The sequence below is a fragment of the Candidatus Nitrosopumilus sp. genome (genome assembly GCF_965223225.1).
Taxonomy (GTDB): domain Archaea; phylum Thermoproteota; class Nitrososphaeria; order Nitrososphaerales; family Nitrosopumilaceae; genus Nitrosopumilus.
The window spans coordinates 1,399,186-1,417,830 of sequence record NZ_CBDCVU010000004.1 but is presented as its reverse complement, the minus strand read 5'-3'; the positions used below and the strand labels follow the sequence as shown (position 1 = coordinate 1,417,830).

At 36.7% G+C, this 18,645-nt stretch carries 18 protein-coding genes and 1 pseudogene; 13 read left to right on the top strand and 6 right to left on the bottom strand.

From position 1 onward, the window contains the following. Positions 1 to 27 precede the first annotated feature (27 nt). Both ACOQN3_RS09070 and rdgB read left to right on the top strand, forming a co-directional pair. Positions 28 to 648, top strand: a complete 621-nt coding sequence (locus ACOQN3_RS09070; RefSeq protein WP_420546137.1) for a KEOPS complex kinase/ATPase Bud32 — start codon at positions 28 to 30, stop codon at positions 646 to 648. Next, the gene (rdgB, locus tag ACOQN3_RS09065; protein ID WP_420546136.1) at positions 632 to 1,180 is read left to right on the top strand and encodes an RdgB/HAM1 family non-canonical purine NTP pyrophosphatase; all 549 of its coding nucleotides are present in this window, start codon (positions 632 to 634) and stop codon (positions 1,178 to 1,180) included. Before ACOQN3_RS09070 ends, rdgB begins: the two co-directional genes overlap by 17 nt. Here rdgB and twy1 read toward each other — a convergent pair. Then, positions 1,158 to 2,189 carry a 4-demethylwyosine synthase TYW1 gene (gene twy1 / locus ACOQN3_RS09060; RefSeq protein WP_420546135.1) on the bottom strand — a complete coding sequence of 344 codons (1,032 nt, stop codon included), beginning with the start codon at positions 2,187 to 2,189 and terminating at the stop codon, positions 1,158 to 1,160. The genes rdgB and twy1 overlap by 23 nt on opposite strands. Positions 2,190 to 2,341: 152 nt before the next feature. On the opposite strand from twy1, the gene ACOQN3_RS09055 reads away from it, so the two are divergent. The 11 genes and pseudogenes from ACOQN3_RS09055 (at position 2,342) to ACOQN3_RS09005 (ending at position 15,071) form a co-directional block, all read left to right on the top strand. Continuing rightward, a complete protein-coding gene (locus ACOQN3_RS09055) occupies positions 2,342 to 4,762 on the top strand; it encodes a thrombospondin type 3 repeat-containing protein (protein ID WP_420546134.1) in 2,421 nt (806 codons plus the stop codon). Positions 4,763 to 4,776: 14 nt separating this feature from the next. Further along, positions 4,777 to 6,948: a thrombospondin type 3 repeat-containing protein gene (locus ACOQN3_RS09050; RefSeq protein ID WP_420546625.1), complete on the top strand. Its 2,172-nt coding sequence runs from the start codon at positions 4,777 to 4,779 to the stop codon at positions 6,946 to 6,948. 622 nt (positions 6,949 to 7,570) lie between these two features. Then, positions 7,571 to 8,347, top strand: a pseudogene (locus ACOQN3_RS09045) (thrombospondin type 3 repeat-containing protein); the annotation flags it as partial. An 88-nt stretch (positions 8,348 to 8,435) separates the two neighbouring features. Then, positions 8,436 to 11,225: a thrombospondin type 3 repeat-containing protein gene (locus ACOQN3_RS09040; RefSeq protein ID WP_420546624.1), complete on the top strand. Its 2,790-nt coding sequence runs from the start codon at positions 8,436 to 8,438 to the stop codon at positions 11,223 to 11,225. Between the two features lie 54 nt (positions 11,226 to 11,279). Next, a complete protein-coding gene (gene dusB / locus ACOQN3_RS09035) occupies positions 11,280 to 12,239 on the top strand; it encodes a tRNA dihydrouridine synthase DusB (RefSeq protein WP_420546133.1) in 960 nt (319 codons plus the stop codon). A gap of 143 nt (positions 12,240 to 12,382) precedes the next feature. Further along, positions 12,383 to 12,622 carry an Lrp/AsnC family transcriptional regulator gene (locus ACOQN3_RS09030; protein ID WP_420546623.1) on the top strand — a complete coding sequence of 80 codons (240 nt, stop codon included), beginning with the start codon at positions 12,383 to 12,385 and terminating at the stop codon, positions 12,620 to 12,622. A gap of 355 nt (positions 12,623 to 12,977) precedes the next feature. Beyond that, entirely contained in the window at positions 12,978 to 13,154 is a 177-nt protein-coding gene (locus ACOQN3_RS09025) for a hypothetical protein (protein WP_420546132.1), read from the top strand. Positions 13,155 to 13,337: 183 nt separating this feature from the next. After that, complete coding sequence (locus tag ACOQN3_RS09020) at positions 13,338 to 13,640, top strand: hypothetical protein (protein ID WP_420546131.1); 303 nt, start codon at positions 13,338 to 13,340, stop codon at positions 13,638 to 13,640. Between the two features lie 56 nt (positions 13,641 to 13,696). Beyond that, a complete protein-coding gene (locus tag ACOQN3_RS09015; RefSeq protein ID WP_420546130.1) occupies positions 13,697 to 13,945 on the top strand; it encodes a hypothetical protein in 249 nt (82 codons plus the stop codon). Positions 13,946 to 14,031: 86 nt separating this feature from the next. Beyond that, positions 14,032 to 14,256 (top strand): hypothetical protein, encoded by a 225-nt coding sequence (locus ACOQN3_RS09010; RefSeq protein WP_420546129.1) that lies wholly within the window; start codon positions 14,032 to 14,034, stop codon positions 14,254 to 14,256. Positions 14,257 to 14,339: 83 nt separating this feature from the next. Further along, positions 14,340 to 15,071 carry a hypothetical protein gene (locus tag ACOQN3_RS09005; RefSeq protein ID WP_420546128.1) on the top strand — a complete coding sequence of 244 codons (732 nt, stop codon included), beginning with the start codon at positions 14,340 to 14,342 and terminating at the stop codon, positions 15,069 to 15,071. On the opposite strand, the gene ACOQN3_RS09000 is transcribed toward ACOQN3_RS09005, so the two are convergent. The 5 genes from ACOQN3_RS09000 to ACOQN3_RS08980 all read right to left on the bottom strand — a co-directional run bounded on the left by ACOQN3_RS09000 (position 15,057) and on the right by ACOQN3_RS08980 (position 18,597). Continuing rightward, positions 15,057 to 15,656, bottom strand: a complete 600-nt coding sequence (locus tag ACOQN3_RS09000; protein ID WP_420546622.1) for a hypothetical protein — start codon at positions 15,654 to 15,656, stop codon at positions 15,057 to 15,059. The two genes, ACOQN3_RS09005 and ACOQN3_RS09000, sit on opposite strands and share 15 nt — an antisense overlap. A 68-nt stretch (positions 15,657 to 15,724) precedes the next feature. After that, complete coding sequence (locus tag ACOQN3_RS08995) at positions 15,725 to 15,946, bottom strand: hypothetical protein (RefSeq protein ID WP_420546127.1); 222 nt, start codon at positions 15,944 to 15,946, stop codon at positions 15,725 to 15,727. Positions 15,947 to 15,971: 25 nt separating this feature from the next. Then, on the bottom strand, positions 15,972 to 16,535 hold the full coding sequence (locus ACOQN3_RS08990) for a TATA-box-binding protein (RefSeq protein WP_420546126.1): 564 nt from the start codon (positions 16,533 to 16,535) through the stop codon (positions 15,972 to 15,974). Positions 16,536 to 16,592: 57 nt separating this feature from the next. Beyond that, the gene (locus tag ACOQN3_RS08985; protein ID WP_420546125.1) at positions 16,593 to 17,048 is read right to left on the bottom strand and encodes an ASCH domain-containing protein; all 456 of its coding nucleotides are present in this window, start codon (positions 17,046 to 17,048) and stop codon (positions 16,593 to 16,595) included. A 4-nt stretch (positions 17,049 to 17,052) separates the two neighbouring features. Further along, entirely contained in the window at positions 17,053 to 18,597 is a 1,545-nt protein-coding gene (locus tag ACOQN3_RS08980; protein ID WP_420546124.1) for a pyridoxal-phosphate dependent enzyme, read from the bottom strand. Positions 18,598 to 18,645 lie beyond the last annotated feature (48 nt).

Genomic DNA, 18,645 nt, shown 5'->3' with positions numbered 1-18,645 from the left:
TATTGAATCTATCTGGATATAACGTTAATGAAATTGATAAAAAAAGGAGCAGAGGCTGATATTTATGAAACAAAATGGGATAAGTCACATGCTATTTTAAAAATTAGAAAAATTAAAAATTACAGAAACCCACATCTTGATTTAAAAATTCGGAAACAAAGAACAATAAAAGAATCTCAAATTATGGCCCAAGTCAAGTCTTTTGGTATTCCAGCACCTCTTGTGTATTTTGTCAATTTGAAAAAATCTTCAATTATGATGCAAAAAATACCTGGCAAACCAGTTCATGATCTTCCTGATTCGAAAATAATTCAATGTTCTATTCAAATTGGAAAATTAGTGGGGACTCTACATAAAAATGGAATTATGCATGGGGATCTGACCACATCTAATTTTATCCTGTCTAACGGCATCATTTATGTAATTGATTTTGGTTTATCTCAAAATACTATAAAATCAGAAGATCATGCAGTTGATTTGCGCTTAATCAAAGAAATCTTAAACAGTGCACATGCAAGAATATTTGAAAAATCTTGGAATAATTTTCTAATTGGTTACAAATCTATTGTTGGTAATGCAAAATTCGTTAAAATAACAAATCTAGTTACCAATATAGAGATGCGTGGTAGATATGCAACAGTTGTCTGATTTAGTTTTTGTATCCTCAAATACTCACAAATATCAAGAAGCAAAAAAAATTCTATCCTCTTTTGGCCTGGAAATCCAATTTTTAAAACTTGAATTGGAAGAAATTCAATCAAATTCATTAAAAAAAATTGCATTAAAAAAAGCAAAGAATGCATTCCTCAAATGTCAAAAACCTGTAATTGTTGAAGATGATGGTTTGTTTATTGATTCTCTTGGTGGTTTTCCTGGCCCCTACTCTTCATATGTCTTCAAAACTATTGGTAATGATGGAATTCTTAATCTTTTAACCCGTAATAGAAAAGCCAAATTTGTATCTGTAATAGCTTACTGTGATAATACAATACAGAAATCGTTTGAAGCAAAGCTTGATGGTAAAATTTCAACCGTTCAAAAAGGTAAAGGATGGGGATATGATCCAATTTTTTTACTTGAAAATGTAAAAAAAACTTTTGCTGAATACGATAAAAAAAATAATATCTCTCACAGATTCAAAGCGCTAAAAAAATTCTCTAATTGGTATTTACGTATGTAGGAATCCATCTATCAATAAACCGTTCATTGTTTTGTAATACTGAAATTCTTGAAACAAAACTCTCATCCATTACTGAAAAAATTTCGCTTTGCTTTGCTACCTCTTCACTAAATTTTTTTACTTCTTCCATTTCTAACATATTTTCGTGCTCTAATCGGTTTGTGGATCTTCCAATATGCATGTATGATTTTATTTCAATAAAATGTGGACTGGCTTCTCTGAACATCTTTGCAAATGCTGGTATTGATTCTTTTTTATCATTATAATCTCTAATTAATGTAATTCTTAACACCGTTCTTGTATCTAAATGCTTTAACATATCTAATGTTTTGTTCCATCTCTCCCAAGAATCATCATATTTTGGTTTGTTAATTTCTAAAAATGATTCATAATCAGCTGCATTGGTGGACAGATAAAGCTGTGTTGGAAGTGCGTTTTCATCTTGTAATTTCTGAATCATTTCTGGTTCTTGGCCGTTTGTTACCAGAAAAACAGATTTTGTTGATTCCAGTGAATTAAGATATTTGATTAATTCTGGAAGCTTTGGATACATAGTTGGTTCTCCTGACAAGGATATGGCATAATGGCTTGGAAGCAATGACTCATCCAATCTTTGCTTATCATTTCGGGAATCTCCATAGTATCCGTTTATCAATTTTTTACGTTCCGCCATTAATTTTGTCAGAATCTCCTCCGGCTCGGCAACATGTTCTGGCTCCATTTTCAAGGAATCATAAAATTCCATGGGTCTCCAGCAATAGACACACCTGTTTTCGCAATGCATTCCTGCCGGTGAAAACTCCATGCACCTGTGAGTTGAGATCCCGTAAAATTTATGCTTGTAACAACTACCTTCATGTTTGAAGGATTTCTTTGTCCAATGACATAATTCGACAGTTGCATGATTGGCAACACCGTATTTTGCTTTCTTTAATTGCTGTGAAATTGCGGGTTTAATCTGAATTAGCTGCTCCTCTTGATCTTCTAGTATTTCGCCTGAGCAACTCATTAGTTCAGATCTAATTCTCGTTTACTTAAATTAATCGAGTTTTTTGTCTAACTATGAAATTTTTTGGAAAACTATGAGATTTTTAGCAGTTTCTAGAGTGAGGTTTAATAACTGGATCCTCGGGGTATTTCTAGGCATTGAAAAAAACACACATGTTACCTTTCCTATTGTTACTTATAACTACTTTAACCAGTATTCCAATTAATCCTGCTTTTGCTGCTGAGGACTTTGACAACGATGGAATTGAAAATGCAATTGATGCGTGTCCAAATCTGCAAGAAGACTATGAGGGAACTGTGGATGGTTGTCCATCAAACTTTGTACCTTGGTATGATGAGGACTATGATGGAATAGAAGACCATATTGATCAGTGCCCAAATCTTAGAGAACATTATAACAAGTTCCAAGATGATGACGGCTGCCCAGACACTCTTCCTGGAAGTGGAAAGGGTGGTGCACCTGATTCAGATGGAGATGGTTTTATTGACTTAGTTGACTTGTGTCCAAATCAACCTGAAACATTCAATGGTATTAACGATAGAGACGGCTGCCCAGACTCATTTGGTTCTGGCGATAGAGACCGAGATGGTGTACTAGATTATGTTGATAAATGCCCACTTAGCCCTGAATCATACAACAAGTTCCAAGATGATGACGGCTGCCCAGATTCAATAGTTGATTCTGGATTTATTGATTCTGATAATGATGGAATTCCAGATAAAATTGATTTATGTATATCTCAACCCGAAGTATTCAATGGATACTTGGACACTGACGGCTGTCCCGATATAACCTTGGATTCTGAGTTTAATGATAAAGATGGAGATGGTATAGCAGATCCATATGATAGTTGTCCTGATGATCCAGAAACCTTCAATAGGTTTGCAGATTACGACGGCTGCCCAGATGCAATTCCTTCCTTTGTAGCTGATCTTAATGATGCTGACGGTGATAGAATTATGGATTCTGATGATGTTTGTCCATTAGAACCTGAACGTTACAATGGCTTCCAAGATGATGACGGCTGCCCAGACATTCCACCATATTCTACGGATAATGATACTGACTTAGATGGAATTCCTAACAGCATTGATCAATGTCCAGAAGTAAAAGAAACTTACAACCGATTCCAAGATGATGACGGCTGCCCAGATTATGTGGGAGATAATAAAGGAACTCCTGATTCTGATGGTGATGGCATAAGTGACTTTGTGGATTTGTGTCCAACTCAAGCCGAAACATTCAATGGTGTTTTAGATGATGACGGCTGCCCAGACTCATTTGGTTCTGGCGATAGAGACCGAGATGGTATACTAGATTATGTTGATGCATGCCCAACAGCCAAAGAAACTTACAATAGCTTCCAAGACACTGACGGATGTCCTGACAGTGTATCTGATTCTAATGCTTTTGATTATGATGGTGATGGAATTACTGATCTAAATGATAAATGCCCACTTCGTGCTGAAACTTACAATAGCTTCCAAGACACTGACGGATGTCCTGATGAATCTGTCCTAGATTCTGATGGAGATGGAGTTAGAGATGAGTTAGATCAGTGCCCTTCGACTGCAGAAACTTGGAATCGATTCCAAGACACTGACGGTTGCCCCGATGATCCTTCTGAGTTAGATTCCGATTTTGATGGCATTCTTGATACTGTAGATGAATGCCCCAATGATAGAGAACGTTACAATGGCTTTGAAGACGATGACGGTTGCCCAGACTATCCTGGTTTTATCACAAGCTTAGATTCCGATTTTGATGGAATAATTGATGAGTTAGATCAATGTCCTCTTGTACCTGAAACCTACAACAAGTTCCAAGACTTAGACGGTTGTCCAGATATTGTTGCTGACAATAAAGGATCTCCTGATTCTGATAATGACGGAATTAGTGATTACAATGATCATTGCCCAAGCCAACCTGAAACCTATAATGGAATACTTGACTTAGACGGTTGCCCTGATGATTATATTCCAAAGAATGATAGAGATTTAGATGGGATTCCAGATGCAATTGACGCATGTCCAACTGCTAAAGAAATCTATAACAAGTTCCAAGACACTGACGGTTGTCCAGATACCATCCTAGAATCATTTGTAGTGGATTCAGACAATGATGGAATTCATGACATTAATGATGATTGTCCTCTAGTTGCAGAAAACTACAATGGCTTCCAAGACGATGACGGTTGTCCAGATGTTGATACCACTCAACCTGACTTAGATGGCGATGGTGTTGCTGACGTAATGGATATGTGTCCACAACAAAGTGAAGTTTGGAACAGATATGTCGACTATGACGGTTGCCCAGATATCTTACCTGTTGGCAATGTTAAAGTTGACTCAGATGGTGACGGTGTACCTGATGATCTTGACGCATGTCCTAATGAGAAAGAATCCTGGAACAAATACAATGATCATGACGGCTGCCCTGATATTGCACCTGAACAGTCAAGATACAAACATGATGCAGATTTAGATGACATTATCAACGAGTACGACATGTGTCCTCTTGAAGCTGAAGACTATGACGGTGATCGAGATAATGATGGATGTCCAGACCAGTAGGAGTTATTCTTAGAATGAAAAATTATTATCTTTTAGGATTTTTGCTTTTACTTACATCCACTATTGGAATGTTTCCAAGTGGAGCTTTTGCAAATGAGAATATTGACACTGACGGAGATGGAGTCCCAAACAATTTAGATCAATGTCCCCATCTTCTAGAAGATTATGATCCGCAATATGGTAACAATATTGACGGGTGTCCTGCTGATTTTGTACCTTGGTATGATGCGGACTATGACGGTATAGAGGATCACATAGATGATTGTCCTACAGTAAAGGAAACTTACAACAGATTCCAGGATGATGACGGCTGCCCAGATTTGTCTCCTGATGATGGAAAAGGCATTGCAGACACTGACGGCGACGGTTATCCTGATTACATGGACTTGTGTCCAACTCAAGCAGAAGTATTCAATGGCATTGATGACAAAGACGGTTGTCCTGATGATGCTTTAACACTAAGAGATTCTGATCAAGACGGAATTTCTGATACTTTGGATGCATGCCCAATGCAACCTGAAACCTTTAACAGATATCTTGACGGTGACGGCTGCCCTGATACTGTTGCAGATATTGATTCTCTTTACACATTCCCAGACACTGACGGCGATGGAATTGAAGACAGATGGGATGCATGTATCGATGAGCCAGAAAACTATAATGATTACCTAGATTGGGACGGCTGCCCAGACATTCCCGGAGTGACTTCCTCTGAAGCTCCTGATTCTGATTATGATGGTATTCCAGACGAACATGATCAATGCCCAGAAGATCGTGAAAACTATAACAAGTTTGAGGACACTGACGGCTGCCCAGATGTATTGAATTTCATGCTGACTGGAGATGCTGACGGTGATGGTATTCTAGACACAAATGATCAATGTCCATTTAGCCCTGAATCATATAACAAATTCCAAGACGCTGACGGTTGTCCTGATTATATACCAGATAACAAATCTACTGCAGACACTGACGGCGACGGAATTGCTGATTATTTAGACCTGTGTCCAAACCAGCCTGAAACCTACAACGGATTCTTAGATGATGACGGCTGCCCAGACAGCTTTGATTCTAAACTTGATACTGACATGGATGGATTGATAGATGTAATCGATGCATGTCCATTACAACCTGAAACCTACAATGGCTTCCAAGACTTAGATGGTTGTCCTGACACTGTAGCAGATATTGATTCTCCTTACACATTCCCAGACACTGACGGTGACGGCATTGAGGACAGATGGGATGCATGTATCGATGAGCCAGAAAACTATAATGATTACCTAGATTGGGACGGCTGCCCAGATGTCAAGGGTACTACTGCTGGTGATATGCTTGATGCTGATTTTGATGGTTTAGCAGATCATATTGATCAATGCCCAACACTGGCTGAGCGTTACAACAAATTCCAGGATGATGACGGCTGCCCAGATAGTGTAGCATTCAAAACTGTAGGTGACACTGACGGTGATGGAATTTATGATGATGTTGATAATTGTCCTCTCTTAAAAGAAACTTACAACAAATTTCAGGATGATGACGGATGTCCTGATTACATAGCAGATAACAAATTATCTGCAGACACAGACGGCGACGGAATTGCTGATTATTTAGACCTGTGTCCAAACCAGCCTGAAACCTACAACGGATTCTTAGATGATGACGGCTGCCCAGACAGCTTTGATTCTAAACTTGATACTGACATGGATGGATTGATAGATGTAATCGATGCATGTCCATTACAACCTGAAACCTACAATGGCTTCCAAGACTTAGATGGTTGTCCTGATACTGTAGCAGATATTGATTCTCCTTACACATTCCCAGACACTGACGGTGACGGCATTGAGGACAGATGGGATGCATGTATCGATGAGCCAGAAAACTATAATGATTACCTAGATTGGGACGGCTGCCCAGATATTCCTGGAGCAGAATCCACAACCCCCGTTTATGCAGATTCAGACGGTGACGGTTATCCTGATGAAATTGATCAATGTCCAACTAGTCCTGAAACTTGGAACAAGTATCTAGACAAAGACGGTTGCCCTGACACTGCACCGGAACAACAAAGATTTGTACATGATGATGATCTAGATGACATCATCAATGACGAAGACTTGTGTCCTGTAGATCCTGAAGACTATGACGGTGATCGAGATCATGACGGATGTCCTGATCCATAAACCCCAATTTAATAATCATCTTTTTTACTAGAAGAATCTATTTAACGTGAGACTTAATAAATACTTGATAATAGCGGAGTCAGGAAGAATGAAGAAACAATACCTTTTAGGATTTTTGCTTTTACTTACATCCACTATTGGAATGTTTCCAAGTGGGGCTTTTGCAAATGAGAATATTGACACCGACGGAGATGGGGTTCCAGATGTTTTAGATGCATGTGTTGATGAACCTGAAAACTATAATGGATTCCAAGACTTAGACGGCTGCCCAGATATTCCTGATACAGAATCAACTCCTGTTTATGCAGACACTGACAGGGACGGTTATCCTGATACAATTGATGCATGTCCAACTTTAATGGAGAGCTGGAACAAATTCCAGGATGATGACGGCTGCCCAGATATTCTTCCATCTGATGATAATGAAATTAATTTTGAAAATGATATTGATGTTCTTAACTATGTTGACTTGGATAATGACGGAGTCGTTGACACAATTGATGCCTGCCCAAATCTAAAAGAAGATTATGAAAGCAATGTTGACGGTTGTCCATCAAACTTTGTACCTTGGTATGATGAGGACTATGATGGAATAGAGGATCATATTGATCAATGTCCAAATCTTAAAGAAAATTACAATAAATTCCAGGATGATGACGGCTGCCCAGACATTCTTTCTATTGGGGGAACAGGAGGTATCCCTGATTCAGATGGTGATGGTTTTGTAGACTCGGTTGATTTGTGTCCAACTCAAGTCGAAACATTCAATGGTGTTTTAGATGATGACGGCTGCCCTGACTCATTTGGATCTGGTGATAGAGACCAAGATGGTGTACCTGATTATATAGATGCGTGTCCTATGGCCAAAGAAACCTATAACAGATTCCAAGACTTAGACGGCTGCCCTGACAGCATCTCTGAATCATTTGTAGTAGACTCAGACAATGATGGAATTCAAGATATTGATGATGATTGTCCTCTAGTTGCAGAAACCTATAATGGATTCCAAGACACTGACGGCTGCCCAGATGTTGATAACACTCAACCCGACTCAGACGGTGATGGCATTCCTGATACTATTGATCTCTGTCCACAACAAAGTGAAGTCTGGAACAGGTATGTAGACTATGACGGCTGCCCAGATATCTTACCTGTTGGCAATGTTAAAGTTGACTCAGACGGTGACGGTGTACCTGATGATCTTGACGCATGTCCTAACGAAAAAGAATCCTGGAACAAATACAATGATCATGACGGCTGTCCTGATATTGCCCCCGAACAGTCTAGATACAAGCATGATGCAGATTTAGATGACATTATCAACGAATACGACATGTGTCCTCTTGAAGCTGAAGACTATGACGGTGATCGAGATCATGATGGATGTCCTGATCCATAAAATCTCAATTTCAGTCCTCCCCTTTTACTAGAAGAATCTATTTAACGTGAGACTTAATAAATACTTGATAATAGCGGAGTCAGGAAGAATGAAGAAACAATACCTTTTAGGATTTTTGCTTTTACTTACATCTACTATTGGAATGTTTCCAAGTGGGGCTTTTGCAAATGAGAATATTGACACCGACGGAGATGGGGTTCCTAACGCTCTTGATTTTTGTCCCCATCTTCTAGAAGATTATGATCCGCAATATGGTAACAATATTGACGGGTGTCCTGCTGATTTTGTACCTTGGTATGATGCGGACTATGACGGTATAGAGGATCACATAGATGATTGTCCTACAGTAAAGGAAACTTACAACAGATTCCAGGATGATGACGGCTGCCCAGATTTGTCTCCTGATGATGGAAAAGGCATTGCAGACACTGACGGCGACGGTTATCCTGATTACATGGACTTGTGTCCAACTCAAGCAGAAGTATTCAATGGCATTGATGACAAAGACGGTTGTCCTGATGATGCTTTAACACTAAGAGATTCTGATCAAGACGGAATTTCTGATACTTTGGATGCATGCCCAATGCAACCTGAAACCTTTAACAGATATCTTGACGGTGACGGCTGCCCTGATACTGTTGCAGATATTGACTCTCTTTACACATTCCCAGACACTGACGGCGATGGAATTGAAGACAGATGGGATGCATGTATCGATGAGCCAGAAAACTATAACGGGTATATTGATTTTGACGGTTGCCCTGATGTTCCTGGTGCTGATCCTAATGGCCTAATTGATTCTGATTATGATAGTATTCCAGACGAACATGATCAATGCCCAGAAGATCGTGAAAACTATAACAAGTTTGAGGATTCAGATGGATGTCCAGATGTATTGAATTTAGATAGAAATGTAGGTGACACTGACGGTGACGGAATCCCAGATGAAAATGATCAGTGCCCATTTAGCCCTGAATCATACAACAAATTTCAGGATGATGACGGCTGCCCAGATAATGTAATTGATCATAAATCTACTGCAGACACTGACGGTGACGGTTATCCTGATTACATGGACTTGTGTCCAACTCAAGCAGAAGTATTCAATGGCATTGATGACAAAGACGGTTGTCCTGATGATGCTTTAACACTAAGAGATTCTGATCAAGACGGAATTTCTGATACTTTGGATGCATGCCCAATGCAACCTGAAACCTTTAACAGATATCTTGACGGTGACGGCTGCCCTGATACTGTTGCAGATATTGACTCTCTTTACACATTCCCAGACACTGACGGCGATGGAATTGAAGACAGATGGGATGCATGTATCGATGAGCCAGAAAACTATAACGGGTATATTGATTTTGACGGTTGCCCTGATGTTCCTGGTGCTGATCCTAATGGCCTAATTGATTCTGATTATGATAGTATTGTAGATTCACTTGATTCATGTCCATTTGAACGTGAAAACTTTAACAAATTCCAAGATGATGACGGATGTCCTGATACTGTTGAACTTGCTAGTGTTGGTGACACTGACGGTGATGGGATTTTAAATCAATTTGATACATGTCCTCATTCTCCTGAAACTTACAACAAATTCCAAGATGCAGATGGCTGCCCTGATTTTGTTGCCAATAATCCACTTACTTATGATACAGACGGTGACGGCATTGTTGATAATCTAGATCTATGCCCAACTCAAGCTGAAGTATACAATGGATTCCAAGACACTGACGGTTGTCCGGACAGCTTTGATTCTTTAATTGATTCTGACGGTGATGGAATTCCTGATGTCTCAGATGCATGTAAATTAGAGGCTGAAACTTACAATTCCTTCAAAGATGGAGATGGTTGCCCCGACTCATCTGATTCTGTAGTTTCTTCATATGTTTTCCCAGATGTTGATAATGACGGCATAGATGATAGATGGGATGCATGTATTGATGAGCCTGAAAACTATAATGATTTTCTAGACACTGACGGTTGTCCAGATGTTCCTGGTTTTTCTAAATCTGCATTACCTGATATAGATGACGATGGAATTCCTGACGAATTTGACACCTGTCCAACAATTGGGGAAAGATACAACAACTTCCAAGATGACGACGGTTGTCCAGACACTGTCTCCTATGATTCATTTGGAGATGCAGATTTTGACGGAGTTACTGATAACGTAGATCAATGTCCTCATGCCAGAGAAACTTACAACAAATTCCAAGATGACGACGGTTGTCCTGATCTTATTCTTGATACTCGATCTGCAGTGGACACTGACGGTGACGGAATTATTGATAATCTAGACTTTTGTCCAACTCAACCTGAAACCTATAATCAATTCCAAGACACTGACGGTTGTCCAGATACATTTGAGTTTACCTTAGATTCAGACGGTGACGGCATTGTTGATATCTCAGATGCATGTGTATTCGAACCTGAAACCTATAACTTCTATCAAGATGACGACGGTTGTCCTGACACAACAGGTTCTGCTATTCCTTCCTACACATTCCCCGATACTGACGGTGACGGAATTGAGGATAGAAAAGACTCTTGTATTGATCAATTAGAGACATACAATGGTTACCTAGATTGGGATGGATGTCCTGATGTTTTAGCCGCAGAATCCACAGCACCTACAAAGCACGATTCAGATGCTGATGGATACTATGACGGTGTTGACTCTTGTCCAACGCATCCTGAAACTTGGAACAAATACAATGATCATGACGGCTGTCCTGACACTGCACCTGAACAACAAAGATTTGTTCACGATGATGATCTAGATGACATCATTAATGACGAAGACTTGTGTCCTGCAGATCCTGAAGATTATGATGGTGACCGAGACTATGACGGCTGCCCTGATAATTAAAAATAATTTCTTTTTTGTAAAATAGTAAATATAATACATGATTTGACTTAGTTGATGCTCCCAACCTTTTCTAGTAAAGCCTTCTTAGCTCCTATGGCAGGAGTTAGTGATCCTGCTCTTCGATTACAATGTCGACAAATGGGTGCTGGTCTTGTAGTTACAGAGTTTACTAATATTCACAGTATTATTGCCAAACAAAAACAATTAGCAGAGAACAAAAAAACAATCCAAGAATTTATTCAGTACTCTGAAAAGGAAAGACCTTTGTCTGTTCAATTATTTGGATCTGATGTTTTTGCTTTAGAAAAAGCAGCAAAGATAGTGGAGCCTTTTTTTGATATTATTGATTACAACATGGGTTGTCCTGCACCTCATATCACTAAACAAATGGCAGGTGGTGCTCTTTTACAGGAAGTAAATCTGACTCAGCAAATTCTTCGTACTCTAGTTAATTCCGTAAAAAAACCTGTAACTCTGAAAATACGATCTGGTGTAACTGATGCAAGTAAATTTCTCTTTCGAGAAATTGCCGAGATTGCAGAAGATGAAGGCATCCAAATGATTACACTTCACCCAAGGACTGTTAGTCAGGGATATTCTGGACACTCAGATTGGAGCATGATAAAAGAACTAAAAGAAATATCTAGGATTCCCATTGTGGGAAATGGAGACATACTAACTCCTGAAGATGCCAAATCTATGTTAGATGAGACAAATTGTGATTATGTTATGGTAGGCCGTGGCGCCATGGGCAACCCTTTCTTGTTTGAGCAGATTAATGATTACTTGAAAAATAATTCCTATGAAACTTATTCTTTGAAAGACAAATTAGATTCGTTTTTTGATTATCTTCACCTTACAAATCAATATGAAATAAAGTTTGCAAACATAAAGAGTCAGGCAATGAGATTTACAAAGGGATTGAGAGGTGGATCCAAATTGCGTTCAAGGATTACTTTTTGTAATGATATTACAGAACTTGAAAAAGTTATGAAAGATGCTTATTCAATTTAATTGGTTTTTAAAAAATTCCGACACTTGTCTTTACACTTGTTTAAATTTTTGATGGATTTATTATTCAATTTTAAATCAAATTGAATTATTCTTATATATTTGAAATTGAATTTTTACTTATGATTGTGGGAGTTGAATTCTAACTGGCAACAGCTTATGTACTCATAAACTGTGAGCTTGGATCTGAAGAAGCAGTAATCTCAGAACTAAAATCAATTGAAGGCGTAGTTGAAGTTCATGGCACTTTTGGTGCATATGATATACTTTCAAAAGTTGAATCAAAACAGGTTGAGGCTCTTCGTGAAACTATTACTTGGAAAATAAGAAAAATTCCAAAAATCCGATCCACTTTGACCTTGATGGGAATTGAAGGACAAGAATAAACCCCTTTTTTGCTTATATAGCTAGATTGTGATTATGTGATATCCCTTCAAACACATGTCCCCCAAAGGGATACCCTACCGAGAGGAAGTTTCTCTCGGTAGCCTGTTGTATTGATTTCTAAGACTTTTAATCAATGAAACAATTCGAGAATCTCAAATACTCACTTTTTGATGTAATTAACCTGTTTATTGATAGAATTTCTTGATGTTGTGTTATGAACTTCTAGAAGGTGACTTTTGCTCTCAAAATAGTGACTTTCTCTATATCTGTTTGATTTGCCAGTTGTACTTTTTGTGAAGACTTGGTTATTACACCATCCTATGCCTTTTTTTATTTTCAAAAATAATGAATATTATGAAAAGTGATGAAAAAAGGTCTCATAGGCTAAACTATCTTCTCAAATCATATTTGATTAATCCTAAAGAAATTGATCTATATCGCAAGGCAAAGCAGATGGGGGTTTCTGATTCTACTGCAAAAGACTACATACGTACTGTCATTATACAGGCACAAAGAATCAATTCACAATAAAACCACAGTAATCTTAAACAAGATATTCATAACTAACTTACCAAAAGTGATGTATTATTTTATGTGAGAAAATATCATGTGGTTAGATAGAACCCTTAACTGTTTTGATAATTCATAATCTTTATGGCTGTTATGAAATTAACTAAAAATGTTAAAAAAATATGTATTAATTGAGTAAGTATTATGTCTAAAAAATACAATATTGGTAAACTAGATACTTCTTTCTGGATTGGTAAAACTGGACCTGTAATTTCTAAATTTGTTAATGATGAAGAATTTATTCAAGAATATAGAAAAATTGGATATTGGAAATGGATGATTTATCTACAAATTAAAAAAATTAATTTATTATTAGAAAGGAGAACAGCGTATATCAATGAGTATCGTAAATTAATGGATTTGCGGTCTGAAGATCTTTTTGACAAATCATTATCTGAACAACAAAAGGACAATCTAGATAATGAAATTCCCATCTCTTCCAATTAATTGAAATTGATACTGAGATGTATTTTGTTCACACAAAACTTTTGTTAGATAAATTAGTGCCAATAATAAAAAATTTTGATTTCTCCTTACCTTCTAAATTAAAAAATAATTTTACTTCATTATTTGAACATGTAATGAAAAATGATTCAAAAGATAAAGAACTAGAGAATTTTGTCAGGAACGATTCAAAATGGTTTATACTAATGATTAGAAGCCCTAGAAACAATATTTTTGTTCATGATTTTTCTACAAATGGTTCTGGAGGAGGTGATCATTTGGAAGACTGGAATAACAAAATCTACTAATTTGAAAGAAGATCAGAAATATTTCGATAAAATTAGAAGAATCAGAAACAAATACAAAAATGATTTACCTATAATAGGTAGTCATAATGAAAAAATTCTTTTCCAAGTTATTAGAGTCTGAGTCAGATCATAATTCAGACATGTTCACAATAGAAGAAATAAAAGAAATTGAGAAAATACATACAAAAATTGGAGGTATGTTTCCATACCTCAAAACTACAAACCCAAAAATTCAAAATTTATTATATTTTTTTGAAAAATGGATTCACAAGAAAGTATGTCAAACCCAATTTGGAGCAGATTTACTTTGAGCCTAAAAACCACAGTTTTACGCACAAATAACCAATCAAATTTAATTAGTTTATCATAAATAATCAATAGGTGAGAACAACATATGGATGATCGTCTCTTAGATGATGTAAAGGCTCTTTTGGACAAAGATTTTGGTGATGATCGAATTCTCAAACAGATTCTTAGAGCATGTGAAAATAATGAAGTAATAAGCAATTATGAGAGAAATTATGTTAAAAAACTGGCTGAGACTCACTTGGGAAGAAGACCTGAGATTAGTTCTCAAAGTCCTCCTCAAATCCCTGTTGAAGAAAAACCATCGGTCCCTGATGTCATTCTACCTGAAACAAACTCAACTCACAAAACACAAACATTTCAGCAACAAAAATCTCCCTCTACCCCATCTCGCACATCTTCTACTTCATCAAAAAATTCAAAAATAATGTTGGGTATTGTAGGTGTTATTTTAGTAATAATAATTGCAGCTGGCGCTTCATTTACTACCTTTTCAAATGATCCAAAATCTCCTGTAGAAAATGATCCTATTACTTCAGTTAATGCCGCCTTGTCGATTCAAACCGATTTGGCTTCGTATAACCATAAAGATCTAATTTCAATAAGTGGATTCTCTGAGTCATCTGGAACTGCTGTTATTGAAATTACAAATCAGAAAAATGAACTTGTATGGAAAGATGAAATTTCGATAAAAAGTAATGGAAAATATTCAACGCTTGCAATAGCAGGTGGTCCGGGATGGGATTCATCTGGCACATATACCATTAAGGTAGATAATGGTGTTGAAACAACATCTAGTACCTTTTCATTTACTGCTTGACATCAATTCAAATTCTTTCCAGTGAGAATCCATTATTTTCCTTAAATCTTCCACACTAATTTCTTCCATGTATTCTCTGTATATTATGAATTTATTTTGCCTGTTTGAATCATTGTTAAAAATGTCTGTGGTATTTTTTGGAATTATTTTTCGTTTCCATTGTTTCATCTCAAAAACCCATACAATTGAATCTGGATCCGAGAAATCAATATCATCGCATCCTATTATGTAAAGATAACATCTTGTAGCTTGGTTTAATTTTTCATGTAATGTCTCATATGCTATCATCTGACCTTTTGGAATGTTTATCTTATCATTGTGAAATCCCTTGAATTCTAAAATCACAAATCCTCCCTTGTGTTCTACAAGCCAGTCTACATCTGTACCTCCAGAAGAAACCATCCCGTGTACTATCAAATTTCCTAAAACTTCTCTGCCTCTGGTAAACTCTACCTCATCAAATACTTGATACTTGGCTTTTGGACTTTTACGAATTTCTTGATATTTTCCGCTTTTGTGAATAGAATGGTCAAAATCTTCCTTTTGGTAAATATTGTCAATGAGGTCACTTGTTTCATTAGCCATAAATTCTAAAATTCTGGCCAAATGATAAGATATTTTGTAAAATTTAGTAAAGTTAGCAGTCTTTCTGTTTATCTAGAAAAAAATTCTCCCCCTGCACCTTTATACAAAATAAAATATTCATCTGGATTTTTTCTGCTCTTTTTAGCATTTAATGCATCTTGATACATCTCAAAATGTTCTACTGTATACAATTGATTTACAGGTTCTGAAAAATAGTCAATTCCTACTAATGAAAAACCTGTCTCTGGGGTTAGTTTGATCTTTTCTTGCTCAAAATCATTGTTGGTCAACTTTTGAAATTATGATAAGTACCATTTATTGGTCATAAATCATTAGATTTTTTTCTTCTAATAATGAGTGTAAATTGTGCACAGAACGGTATACATCTGATTCTTTTTTAGCTCCTGTACAAACCAACTTTCCTGATGCAAATAACAAAATTACTGTTTTTGGATCTAACATCCTATGAATTAATCCTGGAAATTGTTCTGGTTCATACATACTTCTTGGAAGTGTTCTTGCAGCTTTTTCCAAATGGATCTTTCCACCTAGATTAATTGCTGCAACTATGTTTTGGACTGTGGTAACTGCATCGTTTTTAATTTTGATTTTTCCCTTTCTTAATTTTTGTACCACTGTATTTACAGCTTTGATTGCCATGTCTTCCGATTTAGCTCCTGTACAAACCATTTTACCTGTTCTGAAAATCAAGGTTGCAGTTCTTGGGGTATTTAGTCTAAAAACAAGTCCTGGAAATTGTTCAGGATGATATTCTGTATCTGGAAATTTTTCAGTAATTTCATTTAAATCAATTTTTTGATCAACTGATGCAGATGCAACAACATTTTCTACGCTGACTATTGGTTTTGTTTGAGGCATAACGACGGACTTTAAATACTCCCTTTATATATACTAGTCATATCTTCTTGAAAGAGCTTAATGATGCCCTATCCATTGGTATCTGTATTCTTCATCAATGATGTCAGAAATGATGTTTTTATTGGCAATTTTTGTTTTAGGCATGTTTACCTCAAAAAAACCAAGCTGTCCTTTCCATGGGATAGGAACATTGAATGGTTTTGCATTCTTTAACATGAATCCGTATTTTGATTCTTGAAAATTTTTTCCCGCATGATGAAATTGTTTATCTTCGATAATCTCTTTTTTTGTATTGTATTTTTTTACATCATACAATTCTGCTTTTCCAATAATTGCACCAGTTATCAATTTCTTGTTAATTTTGAATCGTTTTACATCTTCTTTTCTGATCTTTAGTGGGGCATGTACAAGAAATTCTCCGCGAAAATTTGTGTTCCACTTTCGTAATTCTATAGTCTTTTTACCTGAAACAATAAGATCTGCAAACGGTTGAGACACTGAAAGGCATTTCAAGATATTATTCTCTGGCTATCTGAATATATTCACCAGGATTTTTTCCTTGACCTTCAGGTAGATTGGTAATTCCGCCGTTCAAACTTTCTGTGACTATGCCTTTGCTTGCAAGAACTTTTGTAGCCATCAACGAAGTATTTCCCGCCATACAAATCAACAAAGATTTCCCTTTTGTTCCTTCTAATTCTTTGCTTAATTCTTCTGGGATTTCTTGAGTTGTTAATAATTTCCCAATCGTACTTGCTTTGGGAACTGAAATCTTTCCTTTGTCCACTCCTAGAGCTTTTGCAATTATCTCAATTCCTTCTTCTTTTGGAGTGTATTGTGTGTGAACCCAAACTATCTTATCATAATCTTGAACACTTGACGCTGCATCTTGTAATGAAACTTGGATGCGTTGATTACTTGACATTGCTTCTAGATTTTTCCTGTATTTTTCAATTCCATCTGCAACAACAACAACAAATTTCCCTCCTTTGTCTCCGTTACTTAGCATTTGTAAAATAGTATACAATGCAAGAGCTGTACTTTCACCAATATTGTGACCTTTGTCTACAAAGAATTTCAAGAGGTGTTTTGCTTGCTCAAAGTCAATTTCATGTTCTGCCTCATATGCTGGTGGGTTGTATAATTTTAGACCATCTGCCTTGGCCTTGGTTCTAATCCCTGCAACATCTTGTCCAGGTGATGGAAAGACCACATGAATTGCTTTTTTGCCATATTTTTCACTCATGTATTTGCTTAGTCCACCAGAAGTCCCACCTGTGCCAAAGGCGCATAGTAATCTGTAATCCTCCAAGGAATCTCCCTTTTCTTTTAATTGTTGTTCAATTTCTACTGCTGTGATTGTTCTGTGAGCTTCAATGTTTAATTCATTATCGTATTGTTCTGGACAAAAACAACTGTAGATTTTTGCAATCAGTTTAGCCAGATTAATGATGTCTTGTGCAGCTAATAGTGTTTCAATTTCAGAAATCGAATCATCAAACTTTGTAGGATCAAAACCAAGTTCGGTCAATTGAGATCGAATGTTTGCAGCAGTTGCCTTGGCTGTTAGTGCGTCTGCATCTGCATCTTTCATTCCTGGTGCTGGACATATGTCCATATCCAAATCCATAATTCGAATATTCTCATTTCTTAATTCCTTGAAGACTCCCTCTTGTAATTTTCTTGAAACAAGCGAAATGACCGTTAGTCCCAATTTTGACATTTGACCTAACGCAATTCCAAAATTGCCTGAAGTTGCTTCGATTATTGTCTGCCCGTTTTTCAGCTTTCCAGTTTTAATGGCATCATGCATTATGTGAATAGCCGGTCTGACTTTAATGGATCCTGAAACCAAATTTGCATCGAATTTTCCATAAACCTTAAGATCTTCATTAGAAATATCAAATTTGTAAATATTTTTTGCACATTCTTTTAGATCATTTGTTAAATCCACTAATGGTGTCGGATTGACCACCTTATCTCCTTCAATATGTGGTATTTTGTTCCAAATTTCTTGTTCGAATTTCTCAAGTAGGATATTATCTACTTCTGTTTCTGACATTTTATCTAGACAACCTCAAATATTTACTCATATAAAATATCCTGATTG